20 protein-coding genes are annotated in these 24,138 nt (G+C 75.0%); 11 read left to right on the top strand and 9 right to left on the bottom strand.

The window, feature by feature from the left end:
- The first annotated feature begins 219 nt into the window (after nucleotides 1-219).
- The 4 genes from ACF09E_RS18625 to fxsA all read left to right on the top strand — a co-directional run bounded on the left by ACF09E_RS18625 (nucleotide 220) and on the right by fxsA (nucleotide 4,306).
- Nucleotides 220-660 (top strand): Lrp/AsnC family transcriptional regulator, encoded by a 441-nt coding sequence (locus tag ACF09E_RS18625; RefSeq protein ID WP_017242178.1) that lies wholly within the window; start codon nucleotides 220-222, stop codon nucleotides 658-660.
- Between the two features lie 124 nt (nucleotides 661-784).
- Entirely contained in the window at nucleotides 785-2,428 is a 1,644-nt protein-coding gene (locus ACF09E_RS18620) for an amidohydrolase (protein WP_392206158.1), read from the top strand.
- Between the two features lie 434 nt (nucleotides 2,429-2,862).
- On the top strand, nucleotides 2,863-3,639 hold the full coding sequence (locus tag ACF09E_RS18615) for a polyprenol monophosphomannose synthase (RefSeq protein ID WP_392206157.1): 777 nt from the start codon (nucleotides 2,863-2,865) through the stop codon (nucleotides 3,637-3,639).
- 73 nt (nucleotides 3,640-3,712) lie between these two features.
- Nucleotides 3,713-4,306, top strand: a complete 594-nt coding sequence (gene fxsA / locus ACF09E_RS18610; protein ID WP_392206156.1) for an FxsA family membrane protein — start codon at nucleotides 3,713-3,715, stop codon at nucleotides 4,304-4,306.
- 223 nt (nucleotides 4,307-4,529) lie between these two features.
- Here the strand turns inward: fxsA and ACF09E_RS18605 are convergent, their stop codons facing one another.
- The 4 genes from ACF09E_RS18605 to ACF09E_RS18590 all read right to left on the bottom strand — a co-directional run bounded on the left by ACF09E_RS18605 (nucleotide 4,530) and on the right by ACF09E_RS18590 (nucleotide 8,066).
- Nucleotides 4,530-4,904 (bottom strand): RNA polymerase-binding protein RbpA, encoded by a 375-nt coding sequence (locus ACF09E_RS18605; RefSeq protein WP_015032218.1) that lies wholly within the window; start codon nucleotides 4,902-4,904, stop codon nucleotides 4,530-4,532.
- A gap of 255 nt (nucleotides 4,905-5,159) precedes the next feature.
- Entirely contained in the window at nucleotides 5,160-6,527 is a 1,368-nt protein-coding gene (locus ACF09E_RS18600; RefSeq protein WP_392206155.1) for an MFS transporter, read from the bottom strand.
- A 70-nt stretch (nucleotides 6,528-6,597) separates the two neighbouring features.
- Complete coding sequence (locus tag ACF09E_RS18595) at nucleotides 6,598-7,362, bottom strand: glycerophosphodiester phosphodiesterase family protein (protein ID WP_392206154.1); 765 nt, start codon at nucleotides 7,360-7,362, stop codon at nucleotides 6,598-6,600.
- The gene (locus ACF09E_RS18590) at nucleotides 7,359-8,066 is read right to left on the bottom strand and encodes a YitT family protein (protein ID WP_392206153.1); all 708 of its coding nucleotides are present in this window, start codon (nucleotides 8,064-8,066) and stop codon (nucleotides 7,359-7,361) included. Before ACF09E_RS18590 ends, ACF09E_RS18595 begins: the two co-directional genes overlap by 4 nt.
- 64 nt (nucleotides 8,067-8,130) lie before the next feature.
- Here ACF09E_RS18590 and ACF09E_RS18585 point away from each other — a divergent pair, with 64 nt between their 5' ends.
- A complete protein-coding gene (locus ACF09E_RS18585; RefSeq protein WP_392206152.1) occupies nucleotides 8,131-9,630 on the top strand; it encodes a PLP-dependent aminotransferase family protein in 1,500 nt (499 codons plus the stop codon).
- Between the two features lie 89 nt (nucleotides 9,631-9,719).
- On the opposite strand, the gene ACF09E_RS18580 is transcribed toward ACF09E_RS18585, so the two are convergent.
- Both ACF09E_RS18580 and ACF09E_RS18575 read right to left on the bottom strand, forming a co-directional pair.
- Nucleotides 9,720-11,345 (bottom strand): hypothetical protein, encoded by a 1,626-nt coding sequence (locus ACF09E_RS18580; RefSeq protein WP_392206151.1) that lies wholly within the window; start codon nucleotides 11,343-11,345, stop codon nucleotides 9,720-9,722.
- Nucleotides 11,346-11,382: 37 nt separating this feature from the next.
- A complete protein-coding gene (locus ACF09E_RS18575) occupies nucleotides 11,383-11,577 on the bottom strand; it encodes a hypothetical protein (RefSeq protein WP_015032212.1) in 195 nt (64 codons plus the stop codon).
- A 308-nt stretch (nucleotides 11,578-11,885) separates the two neighbouring features.
- On the opposite strand from ACF09E_RS18575, the gene ACF09E_RS18570 reads away from it, so the two are divergent.
- The 6 genes from ACF09E_RS18570 to ACF09E_RS18545 all read left to right on the top strand — a co-directional run bounded on the left by ACF09E_RS18570 (nucleotide 11,886) and on the right by ACF09E_RS18545 (nucleotide 21,748).
- Nucleotides 11,886-12,278: an ankyrin repeat domain-containing protein gene (locus tag ACF09E_RS18570; protein WP_392206150.1), complete on the top strand. Its 393-nt coding sequence runs from the start codon at nucleotides 11,886-11,888 to the stop codon at nucleotides 12,276-12,278.
- A gap of 256 nt (nucleotides 12,279-12,534) precedes the next feature.
- Nucleotides 12,535-13,950 (top strand): HEAT repeat domain-containing protein, encoded by a 1,416-nt coding sequence (locus ACF09E_RS18565; protein WP_392206149.1) that lies wholly within the window; start codon nucleotides 12,535-12,537, stop codon nucleotides 13,948-13,950.
- 631 nt (nucleotides 13,951-14,581) lie between these two features.
- Entirely contained in the window at nucleotides 14,582-15,703 is a 1,122-nt protein-coding gene (locus ACF09E_RS18560; protein WP_392206148.1) for a glycosyltransferase family 4 protein, read from the top strand.
- A complete protein-coding gene (locus ACF09E_RS18555) occupies nucleotides 15,700-17,085 on the top strand; it encodes a glycosyltransferase (RefSeq protein WP_392206147.1) in 1,386 nt (461 codons plus the stop codon). The genes ACF09E_RS18560 and ACF09E_RS18555 overlap by 4 nt, the downstream gene beginning before the upstream one ends.
- Entirely contained in the window at nucleotides 17,082-18,116 is a 1,035-nt protein-coding gene (locus ACF09E_RS18550) for an SGNH/GDSL hydrolase family protein (RefSeq protein WP_392206146.1), read from the top strand. Before ACF09E_RS18555 ends, ACF09E_RS18550 begins: the two co-directional genes overlap by 4 nt.
- Nucleotides 18,113-21,748 (top strand): hydantoinase B/oxoprolinase family protein, encoded by a 3,636-nt coding sequence (locus tag ACF09E_RS18545; RefSeq protein ID WP_392206145.1) that lies wholly within the window; start codon nucleotides 18,113-18,115, stop codon nucleotides 21,746-21,748. Before ACF09E_RS18550 ends, ACF09E_RS18545 begins: the two co-directional genes overlap by 4 nt.
- A 51-nt stretch (nucleotides 21,749-21,799) precedes the next feature.
- On the opposite strand, the gene ACF09E_RS18540 is transcribed toward ACF09E_RS18545, so the two are convergent.
- From ACF09E_RS18540 to ACF09E_RS18530, 3 genes are read right to left on the bottom strand one after another with little or no spacing between them, the layout of a single operon-like run.
- Entirely contained in the window at nucleotides 21,800-22,675 is an 876-nt protein-coding gene (locus ACF09E_RS18540; protein WP_392206144.1) for a biotin-dependent carboxyltransferase family protein, read from the bottom strand.
- Nucleotides 22,672-23,346 carry an allophanate hydrolase subunit 1 gene (locus ACF09E_RS18535; protein WP_392206143.1) on the bottom strand — a complete coding sequence of 225 codons (675 nt, stop codon included), beginning with the start codon at nucleotides 23,344-23,346 and terminating at the stop codon, nucleotides 22,672-22,674. The genes ACF09E_RS18540 and ACF09E_RS18535 overlap by 4 nt, the downstream gene beginning before the upstream one ends.
- Entirely contained in the window at nucleotides 23,343-24,131 is a 789-nt protein-coding gene (locus tag ACF09E_RS18530) for a LamB/YcsF family protein (protein ID WP_392206142.1), read from the bottom strand. The genes ACF09E_RS18535 and ACF09E_RS18530 overlap by 4 nt, the downstream gene beginning before the upstream one ends.
- Nucleotides 24,132-24,138 lie beyond the last annotated feature (7 nt).

The raw sequence follows: 24,138 nt of genomic DNA, 5'->3' as shown, positions 1-24,138 counted from the left end.
TCTCCCCCTCGGGTGGGTCGGCCGGATCTGTGCGGCCTCGACCACAGCAAGCACTTCCCATGCGGCCGTCCGCATAATCGTGTGGCAGTACCCAAGGTCGGACGGATGTCTGTGGCGTTCGTCACATGCCCGTCGCGGTCGCGTCGGGATGACCCATACCGCCCGATTGCGGTCGACCCCGGCGGTGCCGCACCTCCCCGGGAGCAATAAGGTCACCGCATGGAGGAGCTGGATCGTCAGATCGTCGAGTTGCTGGTCAAGGACGGGCGCATGAGCTACACCGACCTGGGCAAGGCCACGGGCCTGTCCACGTCGGCGGTGCATCAGCGCGTCCGCCGGCTCGAGCAGCGCGGAGTCATCCGCGGCTACGCCGCCGTCGTGGATCCGGAGGCCGTCGGCCTGCCGCTGACGGCCTTCATCTCGGTCAAACCCTTCGACCCCAGCGCCCCCGACGACACCCCCGACCGCCTCGCCGACATCCCCGAGATCGAGGCGTGCCACAGCGTCGCCGGCGACGAGAACTACATCCTCAAGGTCCGCGTCGCCACCCCGCTGGAGCTGGAGCACCTGCTCAGCCGGATCCGCTCCCAGGCCGGCGTCTCCAGTCGCACCACCGTCGTCCTCTCCACCCCTTACGAGGCCAGGCCCCCGCGCATCTGACGGCGGCGTCCGGCCCGCCCGGGAGCCCGCCCGCCCGCGCGAGGCGCCGTGCCGCGCCCCCGCGTCTCCCTCAAGGGGGGACCTGCCGGACAAACCGGGTCCCGGCAGGTCCTAGCCTGGTCGCATGAGTGAGTCCATGCCCCCCGCCTCTTCCGCCGAAGACCGCACCGTGCTGCTGCGCGGTGGAGAGGTCCACAGTCCCGCCGATCCCTTCGCCACCGCCATGGTGGTGGAGCGCGGGCACGTCGCCTGGGTGGGCTCCGAGGGCGCGGCCGACGCCTTCGCCACCGGCGTGGACGAGGTGGTGGACCTGGAGGGCGCGCTCGTCACCCCGGCGTTCGTCGACGCGCACGTCCACACCACCGCCACCGGGTTCGCCCTCACGGGGCTCGACCTGTCGGCCGCCGGCTCGCTCGCGGAGGCGGCCGGACTGATCCGCGCGCACGCCGCGGCCCGCCCCGAGGACCGCATCCTCATCGGCCACGGCTGGGACGCCTCCCGCTGGCCCGAGCGCCGCCCGCTCACCCGCGCCGAACTCGACGAACTCACCGGTGGCCGACCGCTCTACCTCACCCGCATCGACGTCCACTCGGCCGTCGTCACCACGGCGCTCCTCGACCTCGTTCCGGGCGTCCGCGGACTGGACGGCTTCCACGACGGCCGGCAGCCGCTCACCGGGGACGCCCACCACGCCGTGCGGGCCGCCGCCTTCGGCGCCGTCTCCGACCGTCAGCGCACCGAGGCGCAGCGGGCCGCCCGGAACAGGGCCGCCGCCCTGGGCATCGGCACCCTGCACGAGTGCGGAGGCCCCCGGATCTCCTCCGAGGGCGACTTCACCGGCCTCCTCGACCTGGCCCGCGACGAGGCCGGGCCGCGCGTCGTCGGCTACTGGGCCGACCTGGACGTCGAGCGCGCCCGCGCCCTCGGCGCCCTGGGCGCTGCCGGCGACCTGTTCGCCGACGGTTCCCTCGGCTCGCACACCGCCTGTCTGCACGAGCCGTACGCCGACCACGCCGACGCCGGTCACACGGGAGCCGCCCACCTGGACGCGGCGACCATCGCCCTCCATGTCGTGGCCTGCACCGAGGCGGGCCTTCAGGCCGGCTTCCACGCCATCGGGGACGCCGCCGTGACCGCCGTCGTGGAGGGCGTCAGGGCTGCCGCGGAGAAGCTCGGCCTCGGCCGCGTCCGGGCCGCCCGGCACCGGGTCGAGCACGTCGAGATGCTCACCCCCGAGACGATCGCCGCCTTCGCCGAGCTCGGCCTCACCGCGTCCGTCCAGCCGGCCTTCGACGCCTTCTGGGGAGGGGAGGAGGGGATGTACGCCGACCGGCTCGGCGCCGAGCGGGCCCGCACCCTCAACCCGTACGCGGCGCTGCTGCGCGCCGGAGTGCCGCTGGCCTTCGGCTCGGACAGCCCGGTGACGCCGCTCGACCCCTGGGGCACCGTCCGGGCCGCCGCCTTCCACCGGACCCCGGAGCACCGGATCTCCGCCCGGGCCGCCTTCACCGCCCACACCCGGGGCGGCTGGCGGGCCGTGGGCCGGGACGACGCGGGCACCCTGGTGCCCGGCGCCCCCGCCGACTACGCGGTCTGGCGCACCGAGGAGCTCGTGGTCCAGGCCCCCGACGACCGGGTGGCCCGCTGGTCCACCGACCCGCGCTCCGGGACGCCCGGTCTGCCTGATCTGTCCCCCGGGGCTGAGCTGCCCGTGTGTCTGCGGACGGTGGTGCACGGGCAGACGGTGTTCGTACGGCCGAACGAGTGATGTAGGGATATGTCCCACCGGGAGGACGGTCCCGCACGCTTGTCCCCGACCTGCGGATCTTCCCCTCCGGCCTGGGGTTTTGGGGAGTCTCCGCAGGTCAAGCGGGTGTTGACAGTCGACCGTCCGGGGCGGGTAGGTTCTCCGCGTCCACCACAGGACGTCCGACCGGACAGCATCTCCACGCACTCGCCGTACGCCGCCCGCGCCTCGGCCGCGAGGGAAGGTTTCTCCGGCGGAAGGTGCGACCCGGGTGGGGCCCGGACGTTCAGTAGACAACGGCTCTCGGTCGATCCGCCGCCAGCGGATCCCAGGTCGGACCGAAGGACGACGGGCCCCGCACCGCACGTCCGCCCCTCGCAGCCGACCCGCCGCGCCGGAGCACTCCGGAGACCTCGCTATGGTGGGGGCCTGCGTATGTATCCGAAGGGGCAGTAGTGAACGACGGTGGCCAGAGGCGTTACGGCCCGCTCGGCAAGGCCTTGGTGATCATTCCGACCTACAACGAGGCGGAGAACATCAAGCCGATCGTCGCGCGGGTGCGGGAGTCCGTACCCGAGGCGCACATCCTCGTCGCCGACGACAACAGCCCCGACGGCACGGGCAAGTTCGCGGACGAGATCGCGTCCGAGGACGACCACGTGCACGTCCTGCACCGCAAGGGCAAGGAGGGTCTCGGCGCCGCCTACCTGGCCGGCTTCCGCTGGGGCATCGAGCACGGGTACGACGTCCTCGTCGAGATGGACGCCGACGGCTCCCACCAGCCCGAGGAGCTGCCGCGGCTGCTGACCGCCCTCAAGGGCGCGGACCTCGTCCTCGGCTCCCGCTGGGTGCCGGGCGGCCGCATCGTGAACTGGCCGAAGTCCCGCGAGTTCATCTCCCGCGGCGGCAGCCTCTACTCCCGCGTGATGCTCGACGTGCCGATCCGCGACGTCACCGGCGGCTACCGGGCCTTCCGCAAGGAGACCCTGGAGGGCCTCGGCCTGGAGGACGTGGCCTCGGCCGGCTACTGCTTCCAGGTCGACCTGGCCCGCCGCGCGGTCGCCGCCGGCTTCCACGTGGTCGAGGTCCCCATCACGTTCGTGGAGCGCGAGATCGGCGACTCGAAGATGAGCCGGAACATCGTCGTCGAGGCGCTCTGGCGCGTCACCGGCTGGGGCCTCTCGGCCCGGGCCGAGAAGGTCGGCAGGAAGCTCGGCCGCAAGGCCTCCTGATCTCCGGCCGGGACGTCCCGCACTGATCTTTCCTTTACGACGTTCCGGCGGGGCGCCAGGCACACTGGGGACCATGACGACCGGCGCAACGCCTCCCCTCGCCCCCAAGCGCTCCCGCGCGCGTACCTTCCTTCCGCTCGCCGTCGCCGCCTGGCTGGTCCTCGAGATCTGGCTGCTCACGGTGGTGGCGGACGCGGCGGGCGGACTGACCGTCTTCGCCCTGCTCGTCGGTGGCATCGTGCTCGGTGCCGCCGTCGTCAAGCGGGCCGGCCGCCGTGCCTTCCGCAACCTCACGTCGACCTTCCAGCAGGCCCAGGCCGCCGCGCAGGCGGGCGCCGTGCCCCAGGCGCCCGAGCGGGCGGGCGCGGAGGACCGCAACGGCTTCCTGATGCTCGGCGGCATGTTCCTGATGCTCCCCGGCCTGATCTCGGACGTCCTCGGCCTGCTCCTGCTGATCCCGCCGGTCCGTTCGGTCCTCGGGCGGTACGCGGACCGGGCCGCCGAGCGCCGGATGGCCGCGGCCCCTCCCGGCAGCCTCCAGGACGCCTTCCAGCAGGCCCGCATCCACCGCCCGGACGGCAAGGTCGTCCAGGGCGAGGTGATCCGCGAGGACGCCGCCCAGGGCGCCCGCCGGGCCGACGAGCCCCGTCCGCCCCTGCTGCCCTGACGTCAGGCAGAACGCCCGTCCCCCCGCTTCGGTGGGGGGACGGGCGTTCTGCGCGGGCGCCGGTCACGACGTGCCTCCGGCGGACGGAGGTCGGCACGGGCGGCGGAACGGGGGGCGTGCACGGCGGACGGACGGCAGGCGGAGGACGGGTACGGAAACGCCGCGGGGCCCGGTACACGATGCGTGTACCGGGCCCCGCGGCGTTCTTCCGCCGATGGGTCCGCTAGGCGGACTTGCGGCTGTCGCGCGGATGCACGGCGATGTTCATGGCGCCGGAACGAAGGACGGCCAGCCTCTCGGCGAGGACCTCCTCCAGCTCCTCGCGCGTGCGCCGCTCCATGAGCATGTCCCAATGCGTACGCGCAGGCTTGCCCTTCTTCTCCTCAGGTCCGTCCCCGTCCACCAGGAGAGCCTGGATTCCGCAGACCTTGCATTCCCACTCCGGCGGAATTTCCGCTTCCACAGAGAAGGGCATCTCAAAACGATGGCCCTTCTCGCATGCGTACTCCACGGCCTGGCGCGGGGCCAGATCGATGCCGCGGTCGGTCTCGTAGCTCGTCACCACGAGGCGCGTGCCGCGAAGAGCTCGCTCACTCATGAATCGTGCCTCCCGGGCTTGTCGCCCACAGGACAGGTGTCGCTGTCGTCGTTATCCGGTCAACGTCCGGTCGGCGGTAAAGATTCCCGTGCCGGGTCATGCGTCGCCCGTCGTGCCGCCCCTTGTTGTACCCACCAGTGCCCGCTTTGTCACATCTGACGGCAGATGTGACCCGGTGATTTCACTAAAGCAGCACGCAGTAACGGTCCGCCTGGCAGGCCAAACGCGTACACTACCGCCCTTTCACTGCCACGTCTAAATACGGTCGGGTATCGGGTTCCCGGCGGCCTCCACCGCGCGCCGCACCGGCACCCGGGCGAGCAGGGCGAAGCCGACCACGAAGAAGATCACCAGGGAGATGATGGCATCCCGGTAGCTCCCGGTCAGCTGATACGCGAGACCGAACACGAGCGGACCGAGCCAGCTGAGCCCCCGATCGCTCATCTCGTACGCCGAGAAGTACTCCGCCTCCTTGCCGCGCGGCACCAGATGCGAGAACAGCGAACGCGACAGGGCCTGGCTCCCGCCCAGTACCAGGCCGATGGCGGCCGCCAGGCAGTAGAAGAACGCGGGCGCGTCGGCCGGCAGGAAGTAGCCGGCCACCAGGATCAGGGTCCAGACCGCGAGCGAGGCCAGAATCGTCCGCTTGGCGCCGTACGTCCGGGCGAGTCGCCCCATGCCGAGCGCGCCCGCCACGGCGAGCACCTGGACCAGCAGGACCGCCGTGATCAGCGTGGTCTGGTCGAGACCGAGCTCCTCCGAGCCGAACACCGACGCCTGCGAGATCACCGTCTGCACGCCGTCGTTGTAGACGAGGTAGGCGAGCAGGAAGGAGAGCGTCAGCGGGTGCCGGCGCATGTCCTTGAGGGTCTCCCGCAGCTGCCGCCAGCCGCTGCCGACCGCGCCGCCGCCGGCCCCCCGGCCCTCCGGGCCGATCCGGCGGTCCCGCAGCCTCCGCAGCGGCACGACGGTGAAGGCGCCCCACCAGACACCGGCCGAGGCCAGGCAGATCCGGACCGCCTCGCCCTCGGTGAGGCCGAAGGAGTCGTGGCCCGAGTAGAGGACCAGGTTCAGCACCAGGACCAGCGCGCCCGAGGTGTACCCGAAGGCCCAGCCGCGCGAGGAGACCGCGTCCCGCTCGTCGGGCTCCGCGATCTGCGGCAGATAGGCGTTGTAGAGCACCATCGACACCGAGATCGAGGCGTTCGCCACGATCAGCAGGAACGTGCCCAGCAGGTACCGGTCGCCCGCGAGGAAGAACATCCCGGCCGTGGCCGCCGCGCCCGTGTAGGCCGCGGCCGCGAGCAGCGGCTTCTTCCGGCCCGTGCGGTCCGCGATCGCGCCGACCAGCGGCATCAGCAGGACCGCGACCACGATCGAGGCGGACACCCCGTACGCGAACAGTGAGCCGGCCCGCACGGGTATCCCGAGCGGGTGCACATAGCCCTGTGCGTCGGCCGCCTCCCGCGCCACCGAGGTCAGATAGGGGCCGAGGAACACGGTCAGCACGCTCGTCGAGTACACCGAGCAGGCGAAGTCGTAGAAGTACCAGCCCCGCTGCTCCCGCTTCCGCGCGGCGGGATCGGTGGCGTACTCCTCCGGTTCGGTGGTTCCAGCGGTCAAGGCCGCGCCCCCTCGTTCGTCCCCGTGGCCGGACCCGGTGATCCGGGTCCGGAGGCACCGGGACGCGCGCTCAGACCCACACGCCCCGCTCGGTCAGCACCGAGCGCAGCGTCTCCAGTTGATCGGTCATGATGCCATCGACCCCCAGGTCGAGGAGAGAGTGCATCCGGGCCGGATCGTTCACGGTCCACACGTGGACCTGGATCCCGCGCGCGTGCGCCTCCCGGACGAAGCGGCGGTCCACCACGGGTATGCCGCCCTGCCGCTCGGGCACCTGGGCGGCGACCGCTCCGGCCCGGACCGCCGCCGGGATGCCGAGCGAGCGCAGCCGCAGCCCGATCACCCCCCGGACGCCGAACGAGGTGGCCAGTGCGGGACCCGCCATCCGCTGGGCCCGCACGACCCGGGCCTCGGTGAAGGAGCCCACGCAGACCCGGTCCCAGGCGCGCTTCTTCCGGATCAGGTTCACCAGCGGGTAGAGGGCGGACTCGGCCTTGAGGTCCACGTTCCAGCGGGCCTCCGGGAACTCGTCGAGGAGGTCGGCGAAGAGGGGCAGCGGTTCCGTGCCCGCCACCCGGGCCTCCCGCACCGCCGCCCAGGGCAGGTCGGCGATCCGGCCCGAGGTGTCGGTGACGCGGTCGAGGGTCGCGTCGTGGAAGGCGACCAGGGCCCCGTCCGACGTCGTGTGCACATCGGTCTCGAAATAGCGGTAGCCCGCGGAGGCGGCCCGGCGGAAGGCGGCCGCGGTGTTCTCCAGGCCGTTCGCCGTGCCGCCGCGGTGGGCGAACGGGAGGGGCGCGGGATGGTCGAGGTAGGGGTGGCGTACGCGAGTCACCGCCGCAGTATGGCGCCTTCCGGTGGCGCGGGGGCGACCGCGGTGCTTCCGGATTCCGGCCCGGGAACGGCGAACCAGCGCAGGAAGAACTGTGCGAGGGGCCCGATGGCCAGCGCGTACAGCACCGTGCCGACGCCGACCGAGCCGCCGAGCAGAAACCCGGTGGCGACCACCGCCACCTCGATCGCCGTGCGCACCAGCCGGATCGACCGGCCCGTGAGCCGGTGCAGACCGGTCATCAGGCCGTCGCGCGGGCCGGGTCCGAACCGCGCCGCGATGTACAGACCGGTCGCCACCCCGTTGAGGACGATGCCGGCCGCGAGCAGCGGGATCCGACCGGCCAGACCGTGCACGTCCGGGACGAGCGCCAGGGTGCCGTCCATCGCCACGCCGATCACGAACACGTTGGACACCGTGCCGAGGCCCGGCCGCTGCCGGATCGGGATCCACAGCAGCAGCACCACGGCCCCGACGATGATCGACACCACGCCGATGGTCAGGCCCGTCTTCTCGGCGAGGCCCTGGTGGAGTACCCCCCAGGGCTCCAGGCCGAGACCGCTGCGCACCAGCAGGGCCGAGCTGACCCCGTACAGCGTCAGCCCCGCGTAGAGCTGGACCAGCCGACGGGTGAGGTGCCGGCCGTGGAGGCCGGAGGCGATGGACAAGGGACTTCCCCCCAGGGTGGTGGTAGTGGACTGACTCATGACACTCTGTGGCGGGGGAAGAGAGGCCAACCATGGCCAATTCGACGAAGGTGGACTGATTTCGATGGCCCAGTGGACTTCGGCGGTGGGTCCGGCGCAGCTCGCCCGGCAGCTCCAGGCACAGCAGGCGCGGCCCGCCGGGCCCGGGACACGGAAGCCGCCCGCCTACCGCGCACTGGCCGACGGGATCCGCCTGCTCGTCCTGGAGGGCCGGGTCCCGGTCGCCGCCCGGCTGCCCGCCGAGCGCGAACTCGCCCTGGCCCTGACCGTCAGCCGCACCACGGTGGCGGCGGCCTACGAGGCGCTCCGCTCCGAGGGCTTCCTGGAGTCGCGGCGGGGTGCCGGCAGCTGGACCGCGGTGCCGGCGGGGAACCCGCTGCCCGCGCGGGGCCTCGAACCCCTGCCCCCGGAGTCCCTCGGTTCGATGATCGACCTCGGCTGCGCGGCGCTGCCCGCGCCCGAGCCGTGGCTCACCCGCGGCGTCCAGGGCGCCCTGGAGGAGCTGCCCCCGTACGCGCACACGCACGGCGACTACCCGGCGGGGCTGCCCACGCTGCGGCAGATGCTCGCCGACCGGTACACCGCCCGCGGCATCCCCACGATGCCCGAGCAGATCATGGTCACGACCGGCGCCATGGGGGCCATCGACGCCATCTGCCACCTCTTCGCGGGGCGGGGCGAGCGGATCGCCGTCGAGTCCCCTTCGTACGCGAACATCCTCCAGCTGATGCGGGAGGCCGGGGCCCGGCTGGTCCCCGTCGCCATGTCCGAGGGGCTCGGCAGCTGGGACCTGGGCCGCTGGCGGCAGGTGCTCCGGGACGCGGCTCCCCGTCTCGCGTACGTGGTGGCCGACTTCCACAACCCGACCGGGGCCCTCGCCGACGAGGACCAGCGCCGGCAGCTCGTGGACGCCGCCCGCTCGGCCGGCACCGTCCTCGTCGTCGACGAGACCATGGCCGAGCTCCACCTGGACGACGACGTGGAGATGCCGCGGCCGGTCTGCGCCTTCGACCCGGCGGGTTCCACGGTCCTCACCGTCGGCTCGGCGAGCAAGGCGTTCTGGGCGGGCATGCGCATCGGCTGGGTCCGCGCGGCGCCCGACGTCATCCGCTCCCTGGTGGCCGCCCGCGCCTACGCCGACCTCGGCACCCCTGTGCTCGAACAGCTCGGGGTGAACTGGCTGATGCGCACCGGCGGCTGGGAGGAGGCCGTGGCGCTCCGCCGGGAGCAGGCGCGGGAGAACCGGGACGCGCTCGTCGCCGCCGTCCGCAGGGAGCTCCCGGAGTGGGAGTTCTCGGTGCCGCGCGGCGGGCTCACCCTCTGGGTCCGCACCGGCGGCCTCTCCGGCTCGCGCCTGGCCGAGGCGGGGGAGCGGGTCGGCGTCCGGGTCCCCTCGGGTCCCCGGTTCGGGGTGGACGGGGCCTTCGAGGGCTTCGTCCGGCTGCCGTTCACGGTGGGCGGTCCGGTCGCCGACGAGGCCGCGGTCCGGCTGGCGGCCGCGGCCCGGCTGGTCGAGTCGGGCGCGGGCGGGGGCACCGAGCCCCCGCGCTCGTTCGTGGCGTAGCGGCGGCCGTGGCGTAGCAGCGGCGCACAGGTGAGGAGGCCGGTACGGACGGGGTCCGTACCGGCCTCCTCACGCGCGCGTTGCGCCGCTCAGCCCTCCGCGGGGACGGGGGCGTGCAGCGGGGCGGGCCCGGGGTCCGGTTCGGCGCGGGGTGCCGGGGCCGGTTCGGGGCTCTTGAGGGTGATCTTCTCGATCGCCATGGTCGCCGCCGCCCGGCGCTCGGGGAGGAGGGCCAGCACCGCCTGGCGGTGCGCCTCGCTCGTCTCCTCGTCGTACGGGTCGGGCGTCGCCGGCACCTGGAGGCGCAGCACCGGTCCGCCGCCGAGGCGGGCGTACCCGCGGCCCGCGGGGACGTGCGGGGTCGGGGTGGTGTGCGGTTCGGTGCCCAGGACGGCGGCGATCTGGTCGGCGGCGGCGGGGCCGAGCGCGATCCGGGCCCTGGTGTGGCTCCGTACCGCCTCGGTGAGCGTGTCCGTGCTGTCGAACTGCTCGGCGACCACCACGGTGACCTGGGCGGCCCGCCCGTGCCGCAGGGGCACCTGGAGCAGCTCCTGCGGGTCGGGGCGGCCGTCGGCCGCGGCGAGGTCGGCCAGCACGCCCGGCCGGTCGAGCAGGATCCAGAGCGGTCGCCGGGTGTCCTCCGGGACCGGCTGGCCCGCCTGGCGGGCCCGGTTGGCGGCGATCAGCCGCCGCTCCGTCTCGTGCGCCGCCCACTCCAGGGTGGCCAGCGCACCGGCGAGCCCGCACTCGACGGCGAGGACCCCGTCGCGTCCGGCGAGGCACGCGTACTCGCCGGTGCCGCCGCCCTCGACGATCAGGACGTCGCCGTGGGGGAGGGCCTGGAGGGCGATCGAGCGCAGCAGCGAGGTGGTTCCGCTGCCCGGCTGGCCGACCACCAGCAGGTGCGGCTCGGTGGAGCGGGGGCCGGTGCGCCAGACGACGGCCGGTGCGTCCTCGGTGCCTTCGGAGGCGACCACGGGCACGGTCCGCTGCACGGCGTCCGCGTCGGTGAAGCCGAGGACGGTCTCGCCCGGCACGGTGACGAAGCGCTGGGCGGCGATGGTGGTGGGCAGGGCGGGCAGCACGCTCATGACGAGCCGGTTGCCCTCCTCGTCCCAGTCGAAGCGGTACTCGCGGCCGCGGCCGGACTTGGCGTGGAGCAGCTGCTCGATGCGCGCGCGTGCGGCGGGCTCGCCGTCGGCGAAGTACGGCGGGTAGGCGATGCGAAGCCGGGTGGGGCGCCCGTCCTCGTCGAAGGCGTACTCGGAGAGGGCACCGCTCCAGTCGCCTCCGTGGGTGAAGAGCGGGGCGGGGTCCTCGGGGACGGAGAAGTACGGGACGAGGGCCTCGTACAGGCCCTTGAGCCGTGCGACCTCGTCGTCGTCGGGACCGGTCCTGACGACGGGACGCACGCGTCCCTTCCACGCGGCCGCGGCCATGAGTGTGACGAGCGCGAGGAGCGGCCCGTACGGCATCAGGGCGACGACCAGGACGCAGGCCGCGACCAGGAGCAGCGTCGGTCCACGCCGTTCCTTGGGGGTCGCGGCCCACCTGGCGCGCGCGGACGCGGCCAGCTTCCGCAGACCACGGGAGACCGTGATCAGTGGATGGAGCACGTCGGTGGCGCTGTCGGCGGCCGTGCGCGCGATCTCTCGACTGCGAGCGATCTGTGCGCTGCCGCTGCTCAGAATGCGGGGGAGTGGTCGCCGGGCCACGAAGTACTCCTGAGGTGGTGGAAGGGACGGAGGGGCGTCAGAACTTGATCCCGCCCAGCAGACCGGCGAGGCTCTGCCCGCCCGCCGTGATGCTCGGGGCGATGGCCGTACCCGCGAGGTAGAAGCCGAACAGCGCGCTGACGAGGGCGTGCGAGGCCTTCATCCCGTCCTTCTTGAAGAACAGGAAGCAGATGATGCCGAGCAGGACCACGCCTGAGATGGACAGGATCATTGGTTGTTCTCCTGGGTGAGGGGACAGTCACCATGAGTCCTTCCAGGTTCACAGCAAGTATCTATGTGACTAAAGGTGCATTGGGGTGAAAAGCTGGTGTTTTCACTTGACCGGCGGACGTCGAACGAGCTGTCGAGTGGCGAAATGCCCGACGTGCGCTAGAGGAGCCGCCGACTCCGGACTGCGGTGATGTTTGCCTCGGCCGGGCGCGGTCATGTCACTGAACGGGCAGTACCCTGTCGATTCACTCGTACGGCCGCGCTTGCCGTGCGCACGTCGTCGACACATGAGAAGGGCGGGCCCACCCGATGAGCGAGACTCCGGACCCCGAGGTCATCGAGCTGGCGTCCAAGGTCTTCGGCCTCGCGCGCACCGGGGACGCCGAAGGGCTCGCCGCGTACGTCGACGCCGGGGTCCCGGCGAACCTCACCAACGACAAGGGCGACTCCCTCGTCATGCTCGCCGCCTACCACGGGCACGCCCCCGCGGTCGCCGCGCTCCTCGCGCGCGGCGCCGACGCCGACCGGGCCAACGACCGCGGCCAGACCCCGCTCGCCGGAGCCGTCTTCAAGGGCGAGGACGCCGTCGTCCGCGCCCTCCTCGACGGCGGCGCGAATCCGGAAGCCGGGACTCCGTCCGCCGTCGACACCGCGCGGATGTTCGGCAAGGCCGAACTCCTGGAACTCTTCGGATCCCGGTGAACGGGCGCTGAACCCCAGGTGAGAGCGGCGTCGTAAATGTGGTCGCGGTGGCGAAATGGGTGGGTCATCATGACGTCGGGCCCGGCAAAACGGGCCACCGACGAGAGGCTGAGGAAGATGGTCACTGGCAGGCGATGGACGACGAGCGGCCCGACATGTCGGCGCACGGCCTAGGCGTACGGGCGATGTACCGCCCGACCCGGGTCATCCCGGTATCCCCCGGTCGTGTCGACAGCTTGATGTGAGGCGTCTCCCCATGTTCGATCCAGTCATAGCGCCGAGCGGCACCCTGCTCGGCCTGCTGCAGCGGGGCCGCGGCGACGGCACCCTGCACGCGCTCGCCGCGCCACGTGCCGAGGCCCTCGCGGCCCTCAACCACTGCGTTCTCGCCGATCCCCGCCACGACTGGCAGGTCGAGAACCGCTCCCTCTACTACGCCCGTCTCTACCTGGACCTCCACGGAGGTCTCGACGAGATCGAGGCGCACCTCTTCGGCGCCGAGGACGTCCTCGACACCGAGGAGTCCCGGACCGGGCTCGCGCTCGCCGTCCTCGGGCACCTCGCGTCCTACGGACGCCAGGACGCCCTGCTGCTGCTCCGGCGGTACGCGGCGACCGGCACCAACTGGGCCTGGGCCCTGGACGAGCTGGCGCTCCGCGACGACGACGCCGGCCTCCGCGCCCTCGCCGCCCCGGTGCTGGCCCGCTTCCCGGCCGACGCCGAGGGCGACGCCGAGCTGGCCGGGGTCGTCCGCGACGCCTTCGAGCCCCGGCCCTGGCGCCTGTGGGCCGAGGACCAGCGCGACGCCGTCGGCGCCCGGGTCAGGGCCGCCCAGGAACAGGGCTCCTTCGACCGCTGGCAGCGCCAGATGCGTCCGGCCGGACCCCGCCCCGGCTGGAGCGTCCGCGCCGTCCTCGACTGGGCGCAGGAGGGCTACGAGCGTGGAGCCGTGCTCCACGGGCCCGCCGCCCGCTGCCTCACCGCCGTCGCTGGCCCCGAGGACCGGCCCGAACTGCTCGCCGCCGCCCGCCACGGCTCCGTGGGCGCCCGGGGCGCGGCGCTGCACCACCTCGCCGAGTCACGGGACCCCGCCGTCCTCGACCTCGTCGAGGCGGCCGCCGACGGCGACTCCGCCGAGGCCGCCGACGCCGCGATCGCCGCGTACCGCCGCATGTGCGGCGAGGACGCCGTCGCCCGCGCCCGCGCGTGGGTCCGCCGGACCGACGCCCTCGGCGCCGCCGCCGCCGATGTGCTCGCCTGCCGCGGCACCGCCCAGGACTCCCCCTCCGTCCTCGGCGCGCTCCGCGGCACCATCCAGGCGGAAGGCCCCGACGCGCCCGCGCTCGGCGGCCTCGTGGACGGCGCGGGCCGGCTCGGCATCGCCTGCGCGGCCCCCGTGCTGCGCCACGTCTACCGCGAGACGGCCTCGTCCCAGCTCCGCGGGCGCGTGGCCCGCGCCCTCGCGGCCACCGACCCCACCTTCGCGACCGGCTTCGCCGTCGAATGCCTCTGGGACTGCGAGGAGACCACCCGCGAGGTGGCGGCCCTGCACGCCGAGACCGGTGACGTGCGCGTCGCCGAGCGATTGCGCCGCCTCGCGGCGGACCCGGCCGAGGAGGCCGAGGTCCAGACCGCGGTACGCAACCGCATAGGGCCCGACCTCCAGGTCTGACCCGCCCCGCCCGGCGCCCGGCCCCCCGGCCGGCCCGGTCGTCCCCGCCACCCGGCTCCGGGGCGGCGCGGCCCCCGGCGGAGAAGCCGCCGCGCGAGGCCCCGCCCCGGAGAACCGGTGGGAGACGGAGACGTACGGCCGGACTCCGGGACGAACGGATGGCGGCGCCGCCCATGGCCGACGGAGCCCACGGCCGCGGCCGTAAGCGGTAGGGCTGCGCCCGGGATGTACGGCTGCGCCTGCGCGCGTACGTCTGCGGCGGGCTCCACGCGTGCGGAGGGCCACTGCGACGGCGCCCCGGGGCCGCCGGCCTGCGGCGCGGCCGGACCAGCGAAGGACCGCGGGGCGCGAGGCCCCCGGCGTGGTCCCTCCCAGCGGCGGCCCGATCGTGCCGGCCTTCGGAGGCCCCCGGCACGGCTTATCGCCGCGACGCCGCCCCCGTCGTGCGGCCCCCGGCACGGCTTATCGCTGCGACGCCTCCGACGCGCGGCCCCCGGTCGTCCGCGGGGCCCGCGCGAAACGCTCCGGCCCCCGGTCGTCCGGACGGCCCGCGCGAAACGCTCATGGGACGTTCCCTCCCCGTCCAGATCGACGTTGTCGGGGACACGCCGAACGCGACGACAACACCCGTATGCGTGTCGTCATCGTCACCGAATCCTTCCCTCCCGACGTCAACGGTGTGGCGCACTGCGCCCTGCAGACCGCGCGCCACCTCGTCCGGCGGGGCCACACCCCGCTCGTCATCGCCCCCGCCGTCGCCGACCCGGCTGCGGACGCCGACGCCCCCTGCGCCGTCGTCCGGGTGCCGTCGCTCCCGCTCCCCGGCTATCCCCAGGTACGCGTCGCCCTGCCCAGCCGCCGCGTCGCCGCGGCCATCGCCGCCCACCGCGCCGACCTCGTGCACCTTGCCGGACCGTTCGTCCTCGGGGTGCGCGGCATGACCGCCGCCGCCCGCCTCGGCATCCCCGCCGTCGCCGTCTACCAGACCGATCTCGCCGGATACGCCCGCACCTACGTGGGCACGGGGGAGAGCACCGCATGGCGCCGCCTCCGCGCCGTCCACGGGGCCGCCGACCGCACCCTCGCCCCGTCCTCCGCCGCGGCCCGCGACCTGGCGGCTCACGGCATCGGCCGCATCCGGCTCTGGGGCCGCGGGGTGGACACCGTCCGCTTCCGCCCGGAGCTGCGTGACGACGCCCTGCGCCGGGAGCTCGCCCCGAACGGCGAGCTCCTCGTCGGCTACGTGGGCCGCCTCGCCCCGGAGAAGCGCGTGGACCTCCTTGCCGGAGCGGGGAGCCTCCCCGGCGTACGGCTGGTGATCGTCGGGGACGGCCCGAGCGGGCCCGCGCTGCGCGGCGCCCTGCCGGACGCCCGGTTCCTCGGCCGCCGCACCGGCGACGACCTCGCCCGGATCTTCGCCTCGTTCGACCTGTTCGCCCACACCGGCCCGTTCGAGACCTTCTGCCAGACGGTCCAGGAGGCCATGGCGAGCGGTCTCCCGGTCGTCGCCCCGGCGGCCGGGGGCCCGCTCGACCTGGTCGACCACGGGCGCACCGGGCTCCTCGTGCCCCCGGGAGACCCGGAGGCCCTGCGCACGGCCGTCGCCGGCCTCGCCGCGTCACCCGCACGGCGCGCCGCGTACGGCAGGGCCGGGCGCGCCGCCGTCGAGGGCCGTACCTGGGAGGCGCTCGGGGACGAACTGATCGGTCACTACGCGGAGGTCCTGCGGGAGCGCACGGCGGTGGCGGCATGAGCGTCGAACACGTCAAGAAGGGCGGGGAGCGGTCCTGCGCCGACCCCGTTCACCAGGGAACGCGCGTTGATCCGGTTCACAGCGGCGGGCCGTCGGGTGCCGTTCACGACGGTGTGACGGTCCGCCCGGTCCGGGACGGGGGCGTCGGCCCGGTCCAGGACGGCAGGGGCGTCGGCCCGGTCCACGCTGCCGGTGGCGTCGGCCCGGTCCGCGGGCGGCACGGCGGCGGGCTCCGCATCGTGCGGCTCGCGAACTTCGTCACCCCCACGTCGGGCGGCCTCCGCACCGCACTCGACCGGCTCGGCCGCGGCTACCGCGAGGCCGGTCACGAACCGGTCCTCGTCATCCCGGGGGAGCGCGCGAGCGACGTCCGCACCGCGCAGGGCCGCGTCATCACCCTGCCCGGCCCGGTACTGCCCGGCACCGGCGGCTACCGGGTCCTCGCCGACCGGCGCCTGGTGCGCCGCCTCCTCGAAGACCTCGCGCCGGACCGGATCGAGGTCTCCGACCGCACGACCCTGCGGTGGACGGGGGAGTGGGCGCGACGCGCCCGCGTGCCCTCGGTGATGGTCTCCCATGAGACCGCGGAAGGCGTGCTGCGCACCTGGGGCGTGCCGGCCCCCGTCGCGGCCCGCGCCGCGGACCGGCTCAACCGCCGCACGGCCTGGGCGTTCGCCCGGATCGTCTGCACCACCGCGTGGGCTGAGCGGGAGTTCCTCCGGATCGGGGCGCGCAACGTCGTACGGGCCCCGCTCGGCGTGGACCTGGACCGCTGCCGCCCCGGCCGCCACAGCGCCCTGCTCCGCGCCCGGTACGCGGACGGAGAGCAGGTGCTGCTCCTCCTCTGCTCGCGCCTCTCGGTCGAGAAGCGGCCCGGAGCCGCCCTGGACACCCTCGCCGAGCTCCGGAGCGCCGGCGTGGCGGCCGCGCTGGTCGTCGCGGGCGACGGGCCGCTGAAGGGGGCCCTGGAACGGCGGGCACGGGAGCACCGGCTCCCGGTGCGGTTCCTGGGGCACGTCGCCGACCGGGACGCCCTGGCGGACCTCCAGGCGGCGGCCGACGTGTGCCTGGCCCCGGGGCCGGCCGAGACGTTCGGTCTCTCCGCCCTGGAGGCCCTCGCCTGCGGGACGCCGGTCGTCGTCAGCGCGTCCTCCGCGCTCCCGGAGGTCGTCGGCGCCGCGGGCGCAGCCGCCGTGGACACCCCCGGGGCCTTCGCCTCCGCCGTACGGGGTCTGCTCGCGGCGCCGGAGGACGCCCGCCGCCGCGCCGCACGCGCGCGTGCGGAGGCCTTCACCTGGGAGCGCTCCGTCACCGCCTTCCTCGCGGCCCACGACGCCCTCCCGGCCGCCGGGGCACGCCTCCCCGAGGAGGCACGGCGATGACCCCGGACCGGACGGCCGCCCCGGGCGCCGTCCGAGCCCGGACCGCCGCGGACCCCGTCGTCCCGGACCCCGTCGTCCCGGGCCCTGTCGTGCCGAGCCCCGCCGCCCCCGGCCCCGCGGTCCGGGGCCCGGCCCACCCGCCCGTCCCGGCCACGCCCGCGTGCACACCGCCCCGCCCGCGGCCGGCCCCGCCCGGCGCCGTCAGGTTCGCCGTGCTCGGCGACTCGCTCAGCGAAGGCGTCGGCGACCGGGTGGACGGGGCCTGGCGGGGATGGGCACGGCTGCTCGCCGACGGTCTCACGGCCGAGCGGCGGGACACGGCGCTCCTGAACCTCGCCGCCGGCGGTGCCCTCAGCGGCGACGTGGCACACCGCCAGGCCGCGCGCGCCCTTGCCTTCCGGCCGCACCTGGCCTCGGTCGTCGTCGGCGTGAACGACACCCTGCGCCGCAGCTTCGACATCGGGGCCCTCGCCCGCGACCTGGGCCGCGTCTGCGCCGACCTCGACGCCGCCGGAGCCGTCCTCCTGACCGCCTGCCTGCCCGACCCCGGCCGGATGCTGGGTCTGCCGCCCCCGCTGGCCCGTCCGCTCGCCCGCCGCCAGCGGTCCGTCAACGCCGTCGTGCACGCCCTGTCCGACCGGTACGGGGCCGTCCACCTGCACCTGGCCGCCGACCGGTGGACGGAGGACCGGGCGCTCTGGAGCGCCGACCGGCTGCACCCCGGCGAGCGCGGTCACCGGGCCGTCGCCAGGGGCTTCCACCGGCTCCTCGCCGACCGGGCACTCGCCCACGGCGTCCCGCCCGCGCCGGAGCCGGTCCAGCCGCCGCCGAGCCGTGCGGACACCGCGCTCTGGCTCGCCACGGCGGGCACCGGATGGCTCCTGCGGCGCAGCCACGACCTGCTCCCGCAGCTGCTGCTGCTCGCCGGCGCGGAACTGCGCCACTGGGCGGACGGCACCGGCCCGTCACCCCTCGACGCGCGCGCCGACACCGCCCTCGCCGCCGCCCTCACGGCCACAATGGGGAGATGAACGGGCGCTGGGAGTTCTGGGTCGACCGGGGCGGAACCTTCACCGACGTCGTGGGCCGCCGGCCCGACGGCCGGCTCGTCACCCGCAAGGTGCTCTCCCACGACCCCGCCCGCCACCACGACGCCGCCGTGGCCGGAATCCGCCTCGTCCTCGGCCTCCGGCCCGGCGATCCCGTGCCGGCCGACCGGATCGCCGTCGTCAAGATGGGCACCACGGTCGCCACCAACGCCCTCCTGGAGCGGCGCGGCGAGCCGACGCTCCTCCTCGTCACCGAGGGGTTCCGGGACGCGCTCCGCATCGCCTACCAGAACCGGCCCCGGCTGTTCGACCGCCGCATCGTGCTTCCCGAAGCGGTCTACGCGCGCGTGGTCGAGGTTCCCGAGCGGGTCGACGCCCACGGCCGCGTCGTCCGCCCCCTCGACGAGCCGGCCGTCACCGAGGCGCTCGCCGCCGCCCACCGCGACGGGCTCCGGTCGGCCGCGGTCGTCCTCATGCACGGATACCGCCATCCGGCGCACGAGGCCCGGGTCGCGTCCCTCGCGCGCGCGACGGGCTTCACGCAGGTCAGCGCCTCCCACGAGGTGAGCCCGCTCATCAAGTTCGTCCCGCGCGGGGACACCACGGTCGTCGACGCCTACCTCTCGCCGATCCTCCGCCGGTACGTCGACGAGGTCGCCCGCGAACTCGCGGGAATCCGCCTCATGTTCATGCAGTCCAACGGCGGACTGCGCGAGGCCGCGCACTTCCGGGGCAAGGACGCCGTCCTGTCCGGGCCCGCGGGCGGCGTCGTCGGGATGGCCCGCACCGCGGCCCTCGCCGGCCACGACCGGGTCGTCGGCCTCGACATGGGCGGCACCTCCACCGACGTCTCGCACTACGCGGGCGCCTTCGAGCGGGAACTCGGCACCCAGGTGGCCGGGGTGCGGATGCGGGCGCCGATGATGAGCATCCACACCGTCGCGGCGGGCGGCGGCTCCGTTCTGCACTTCGACGGACGCCGCTACCGCGTCGGCCCCGACTCCGCGGGCGCCGTGCCCGGTCCCGCCTGCTACCGCCGGGGCGGCCCCCTCACGGTCACCGACGCCAACGTCATGCTCGGCCGCGTCCAGCCCGCCCACTTCCCCGCCGTGTTCGGCGAGAGCGGCGACCTGCCCCTCGACGCCGACATCGCGAGGGAGCGGTTCACGGCCCTCGCCCAGGAGGTCGGCGGCGGCCGCACCCCCGAGGAGGTCGCCGCGGGGTTCCTGGAGATCGCCGTCCTCGACATGGCCAACGCGGTCAAGAGGATCTCCGTCCAGCGCGGCCACGACATCACCCGGTACGCCCTGACCAGCTTCGGCGGCGCGGGCGGCCAGCACGCCTGCGCCGTCGCCGACGCCCTGGGCGTCGACACCGTGCTCGTGCCCCCGCTCGCCGGCGTGCTCTCGGCGTACGGCATCGGACTCGCCGACGCGACCGCCATGCGGGAGCGGTCCGTCGAGGCCGGGCTCGACACCCCCGGACTGCACGCGCGCGTGGCGGCCCTCTGCGCCGAACTCGCCGACGGCACGCGCGCAGAGCTGCGCGCCGACGGGCTGCCCGACGAGGCGATCACGACCCACGCGCGCGTACTCCTGCGCTACGCGGGCACCGACGCGAGCCTCCAGGTCGACCTCGCGTCCCCCGACGCCATGAAGGCCGCGTTCACGGCGCTGCACCGCACGCGGTACGCCTTCACCCTGGACCGGCCGCTCGTCGTCGAGGCGGTGTCGGTGGAGGCCGTCGGCCGGGCGGGACCGCACGGACCGGTCCACGCCGACTCCGCGGACGACCCGCACGACTCCGCGGGCGACCCGCACGACCCCGCGGACGGGCCCGCGCCCACACCCGTCACCGTCCGGATGTTCAGTGCCGGAACACCCCGTGACGCCGCCCTGCACCGGCGCGCCGACCTGCGGCCCGGCGACACCGTGGACGGGCCGGCGATCGTCGCCGAGCCCGACGCCACCACCGTCGTCGACAGCGGCTGGCGGGCCGCGGCGACCGGCACCGGCCACCTGCTCCTGCGCCGCGTCGCCCCCCGCACCGCGCGCGTGGCCGCGGGCACCGACGTCGACCCCGTCCTCCTGGAGGTCTTCAACAACCTCTTCATGGCGATCGCCGAGCAGATGGGCGTCCGCCTGGAGAACACCTCCCAGTCCGTCAACATCAAGGAACGACTCGACTTCTCCTGCGCGCTCTTCGACGCCGCGGGCAACCTCGTCGCCAACGCACCGCACATCCCCGTCCACCTCGGCTCCATGGGCGAGTCCATCAAGGAGGTCCTGCGTCGCCGCGGCGCCGACCTGCGCCCCGGCGACGTGTACGCGATCAACGACCCGTACCACGGCGGCACCCACCTGCCCGACGTCACGGTCGTGACCCCCGTCTTCGACGACGCGGGCACCGAACTCCGCTTCCTCGTCGCCTCCCGCGGACACCACGCCGAGATCGGCGGCATCACCCCCGGCTCCATGCCCGCCTTCAGCCGGACCCTCGACGAGGAGGGCGTCCTCTTCGACAACTGGCTGCTGGTGCGGGACGGACACCTGCGCGAGGCGGAGACCCGGGCCCTGCTGACCGGCGCCGCCCACCCCTCCCGCGATCCGGACACCAACCTCGCCGACCTCCGCGCCCAGATCGCCGCCAACGAGAAGGGCATCGAGGAACTCGGCCGGGCCGTCGACGAGTTCGGCCTCGACGCCGTCCAGGCCTACATGCGGCACGTCCGCGCCAACGCCGAGGAGTCCGTGCGCCGCATCGTCGCCCGCCTCGACGACGGCGCGTACCGCTACGAGACCGACGACGGCGCCGTCATCCGGGTCGCCGTCCGCGTGGACCGCGAACGGCGCTCCGCCGTCCTCGACTTCACCGGCACCTCCGCACAGCTGCCGGGGAACGCCAACGCGCCCACGGCCGTCGTCCTGGCCGCCGTCCTCTACGTCTTCCGGACCCTCGTCGACGAGGACATCCCGCTCAACAGCGGCTGCCTGGAGCCCCTGGAGGTCCGCGTCCCGCCCCGCTCCATGCTCGCCCCCGAACCGCCCGCCGCCACCGTCGCGGGCAACGTCGAGACCTCCCAGGCCGTCACGGGAGCGCTGTACGCGGCCCTGGGCGTCCAGGCCGAGGGCTCCGGCACCATGAACAACGTCACCTTCGGCAACGCGCGCACGCAGTACTACGAGACGGTCGCGAGCGGCTCCGGCGCGGGCGAGGGATTCGACGGCGCCGACGCCGTCCAGACCCACATGACCAACTCCCGGCTCACCGACCCCGAGGTCCTGGAGTGGCGCCACCCGGTCAGGGTGGACGCCTTCGCGGTACGGGAGGACGGCGGCGGCCGCGGCCGCTGGCGGGGCGGCCACGGGGTGGAGCGCCGCATCCGGTTCCTGGAGCCGATGACGGTGGCCCTCCTCACCGGACACCGCAGGGTCCCCCCGTACGGCATGGCGGGCGGTGAACCGGGAGCTCTCGGCGAGAACCTGGTGGAACGCGCGGACGGAAGCGTCGAGCACCTCGGCGGCGCGGCCACCACCGAGGTGGGGCCCGACGACGTCCTCGTCCTCCGCACACCCGGAGGCGGCGGCTACGGCCCGCCGCCCGCGGAGGAGTGACGGCCGGAACGGCTCCCCCCGGCCCGACCCCGCCGCGGCGGCCGGGCGCCCTCAGCGCACCCGTACGAACCGGACCGGAGTCCCCGGCACGGCCTGCGCCGCCGCGCCCAGGTCCGCCTCCCGCACCACCCCGACCACCGGATAGCCCCCGGTCGTCGGGTGGTCGGCGAGGAACACCACGGGCCGCCCGTCGGGCGGCACCTGGACCGCGCCCAGGACCATGCCCTCGCTGGCCGGCTCGTCGTGGCGGGCCCGCTCCAGGACCGGTCCGTCGAGCCGCAGTCCGATGCGGTTGCCGGTGGGGGACACGCGGTACGCGCGCGTGGTCAGGGTGCGCAGCGCCGCCGCCGTGAACCAGTCCTCGCGCGGCCCGAGCCGGACCCGCAGGACCAGCTCCCCGGGCGGGCCGGGCCACGGGGGCGCGTCGGCCGCACCGCGTTCCGCCGAGCGCGCCGCCGCGTCCGGCCCCAGGGGCAGGACCGTCTCCTCCGCCAGCGGCGCCGGACCGAGCCCGGACAGCAGGTCGGTGGAGCGGCTCCCGAGGACCGGTTCGACGTCGACCCCGCCGCCGAACGCCACGTACGCGCGCAGCCCGTGCGTGGCCGCGCCGACCTCCAGGACCGATCCGGCGGGGACGCGTACCGCCCTGCCCCAGGCGGCCGGACGCCCGTCCACCCGTACCGGGCAGGGCGCGCCGCCCACGGCCACGGTGACCGCGCAGCGGGGGAGCAGCGCGCAGCCGTCGACGGTGGTCTCCAGGACGGCCGCGGCCTCCGGGTTGCCGACGAGCCGGTTGACGAGGCGGGCGGCCGACGGGTCGAGGGCGCCCGAGCGGGGCACCCCGAGATGCGCGTAGCCGGTACGCCCCAGGTCCTGCACGGTGGTCAGGGCACCGGCCCGGACCACGACGACGGCCCGGTCGGTCATCGTCCGCCCCCTGCCGGGGTGCCGTCCGCACCGAAGCCCGGGGTGTCGTCCGCGGTGAAGCGGACCCGGGTGCCGGGGACCAGCAGCGCGGCCGGCTCCCGCGCGCTGTCCCAGAGGACCGCGTCGGTCGTGCCGATCAGCTGCCAGCCGCCGGGGGAGGAACGCGGGTACACGCCCGTGTACGGTCCCGCCAGCGCGACCGAGCCGGCCGGGACGTGCGTGCGCGGGGTGGACCGCCTCGGCACCGCGTACCGCTCGCCGAGCCCCGTCAGATAGCCGAAGCCCGGGGCGAAGCCGCAGAACGCGACCCGGAACTCGGTCGCCGTGTGGATCCGTACCGCCGCCTCGACCGACACGCCCCACAGCGCGGCGACCTCGGCGAGGTCGGGTCCGCCGTAGCGGACCGGCAGCTCCACCGCCCCGCCCACGCGCGCGGGGAGCGGCGCCACCTCCCAGCCCGTCAGCTCGGCCGCGAGCCGGTCCGGCTCCGCCACCCCGTCGAGCAGCACCGTGCGCGCCGCCGGCACGATCTCGCAGACCGGGGGCAGCGCACCGGCCGCCCGCCGACGCAGCAGCTCGGCGTGGAAGGCCTCCGCCTCCTCACCCCCGGCGAGCTCCACCAGCAGGGCCCGCTCGCCCACGCGCAGCACGCGCGGGGCGGCCGCGCTCATGCGAAGGCCTCCACCCGCACGCCGGCCTCCGTCAGCCGCTCCCGCACCCGCCGGGCGAGGTCCACCGCGCCCGGGGTGTCGCCGTGCAGGCACAGCGACCGGGCCCGCACCGCGACGGAACTCCCGCAGTCCGCGGTGACCACGCCGAACCGGGCCAGGGCCACCGAACGCTCCACCACCGCCTCCGGATCGCTGACGACCGCCCCCGCCCGCCCGCGCGGCACCAGCGTGCCGTCGGCCCGGTAGGCCCGGTCCCCGAAGGCCTCGGGCACGACCGGCAGTCCGGCCTCCGCCGCGGCCTCGTGCAGCCGCGAACCGGGCAGCCCGAGGACCGGCAGGGTGCGGTCCGCGAGCAGCACGCCCTCGACCACCGCCGCCGCCTGCTCCGCGTCCCGGACCACCCGGTTGTAGAGCGCGCCGTGCGGCTTCACGTACGCCACGCGCGCGCCCGCCGCGCGTGCGAAGACCTGGAGGGCGCCGATCTGGTACGCGACCTCGGCGGCCAGCTCCGCCGCGGGCACGTCCATCGAGCGCCGCCCGAAGCCCGCCAGGTCCCGGTAGGAGACCTGGGCCCCGATCCGCACCCCGCGCGCGGCGGCGAGCTCGCAGACCCGCCGCATGGTCGCCGCGTCCCCGGCGTGGAAGCCGCACGCGACGTTGGCACTCGTCACCACGGACAGGAGCTGCTCGTCGTCGGTGAGCGTCCAGCGTCCGAAGCCCTCGCCGAGGTCGGCGTTGAGGTCGATCAGGGCCTCGGCCGGGCTCTGGTCCGGGGGCGTGCGCATCTGCACC

Source organism: Streptomyces sp. NPDC014891 (assembly GCF_043081085.1).
Taxonomy (GTDB): Bacteria; Actinomycetota; Actinomycetes; order Streptomycetales; family Streptomycetaceae; genus Streptomyces.
This window is presented reverse-complemented; position numbering and strand designations above follow the sequence as displayed.

What these genes read in the sequence shown, in the direction of transcription:
- ACF09E_RS18585 (WP_392206152.1), top strand. Translation starts at nt 8,131, where the DNA reads ATGGCCCAGTGGACTTCGGCGGTGGGTCCGGCGCAGCTCGCCCGGCAG.
- fxsA (WP_392206156.1), top strand. Translation starts at nt 3,713, where the DNA reads ATGACGACCGGCGCAACGCCTCCCCTCGCCCCCAAGCGCTCCCGCGCG.
- ACF09E_RS18555 (WP_392206147.1), top strand. Translation starts at nt 15,700, where the DNA reads ATGAGCGTCGAACACGTCAAGAAGGGCGGGGAGCGGTCCTGCGCCGAC.
- ACF09E_RS18560 (WP_392206148.1), top strand. Translation starts at nt 14,582, where the DNA reads ATGCGTGTCGTCATCGTCACCGAATCCTTCCCTCCCGACGTCAACGGT.
- ACF09E_RS18565 (WP_392206149.1), top strand. Translation starts at nt 12,535, where the DNA reads ATGTTCGATCCAGTCATAGCGCCGAGCGGCACCCTGCTCGGCCTGCTG.
- ACF09E_RS18620 (WP_392206158.1), top strand. Translation starts at nt 785, where the DNA reads ATGAGTGAGTCCATGCCCCCCGCCTCTTCCGCCGAAGACCGCACCGTG.
- ACF09E_RS18590 (WP_392206153.1), bottom strand. Translation starts at nt 8,066, where the DNA reads ATGAGTCAGTCCACTACCACCACCCTGGGGGGAAGTCCCTTGTCCATC.
- ACF09E_RS18605 (WP_015032218.1), bottom strand. Translation starts at nt 4,904, where the DNA reads ATGAGTGAGCGAGCTCTTCGCGGCACGCGCCTCGTGGTGACGAGCTAC.
- ACF09E_RS18570 (WP_392206150.1), top strand. Translation starts at nt 11,886, where the DNA reads ATGAGCGAGACTCCGGACCCCGAGGTCATCGAGCTGGCGTCCAAGGTC.
- ACF09E_RS18530 (WP_392206142.1), bottom strand. Translation starts at nt 24,131, where the DNA reads ATGCGCACGCCCCCGGACCAGAGCCCGGCCGAGGCCCTGATCGACCTC.
- ACF09E_RS18535 (WP_392206143.1), bottom strand. Translation starts at nt 23,346, where the DNA reads ATGAGCGCGGCCGCCCCGCGCGTGCTGCGCGTGGGCGAGCGGGCCCTG.
- ACF09E_RS18550 (WP_392206146.1), top strand. Translation starts at nt 17,082, where the DNA reads ATGACCCCGGACCGGACGGCCGCCCCGGGCGCCGTCCGAGCCCGGACC.
- ACF09E_RS18575 (WP_015032212.1), bottom strand. Translation starts at nt 11,577, where the DNA reads ATGATCCTGTCCATCTCAGGCGTGGTCCTGCTCGGCATCATCTGCTTC.
- ACF09E_RS18540 (WP_392206144.1), bottom strand. Translation starts at nt 22,675, where the DNA reads ATGACCGACCGGGCCGTCGTCGTGGTCCGGGCCGGTGCCCTGACCACC.
- ACF09E_RS18545 (WP_392206145.1), top strand. Translation starts at nt 18,113, where the DNA reads ATGAACGGGCGCTGGGAGTTCTGGGTCGACCGGGGCGGAACCTTCACC.
- ACF09E_RS18625 (WP_017242178.1), top strand. Translation starts at nt 220, where the DNA reads ATGGAGGAGCTGGATCGTCAGATCGTCGAGTTGCTGGTCAAGGACGGG.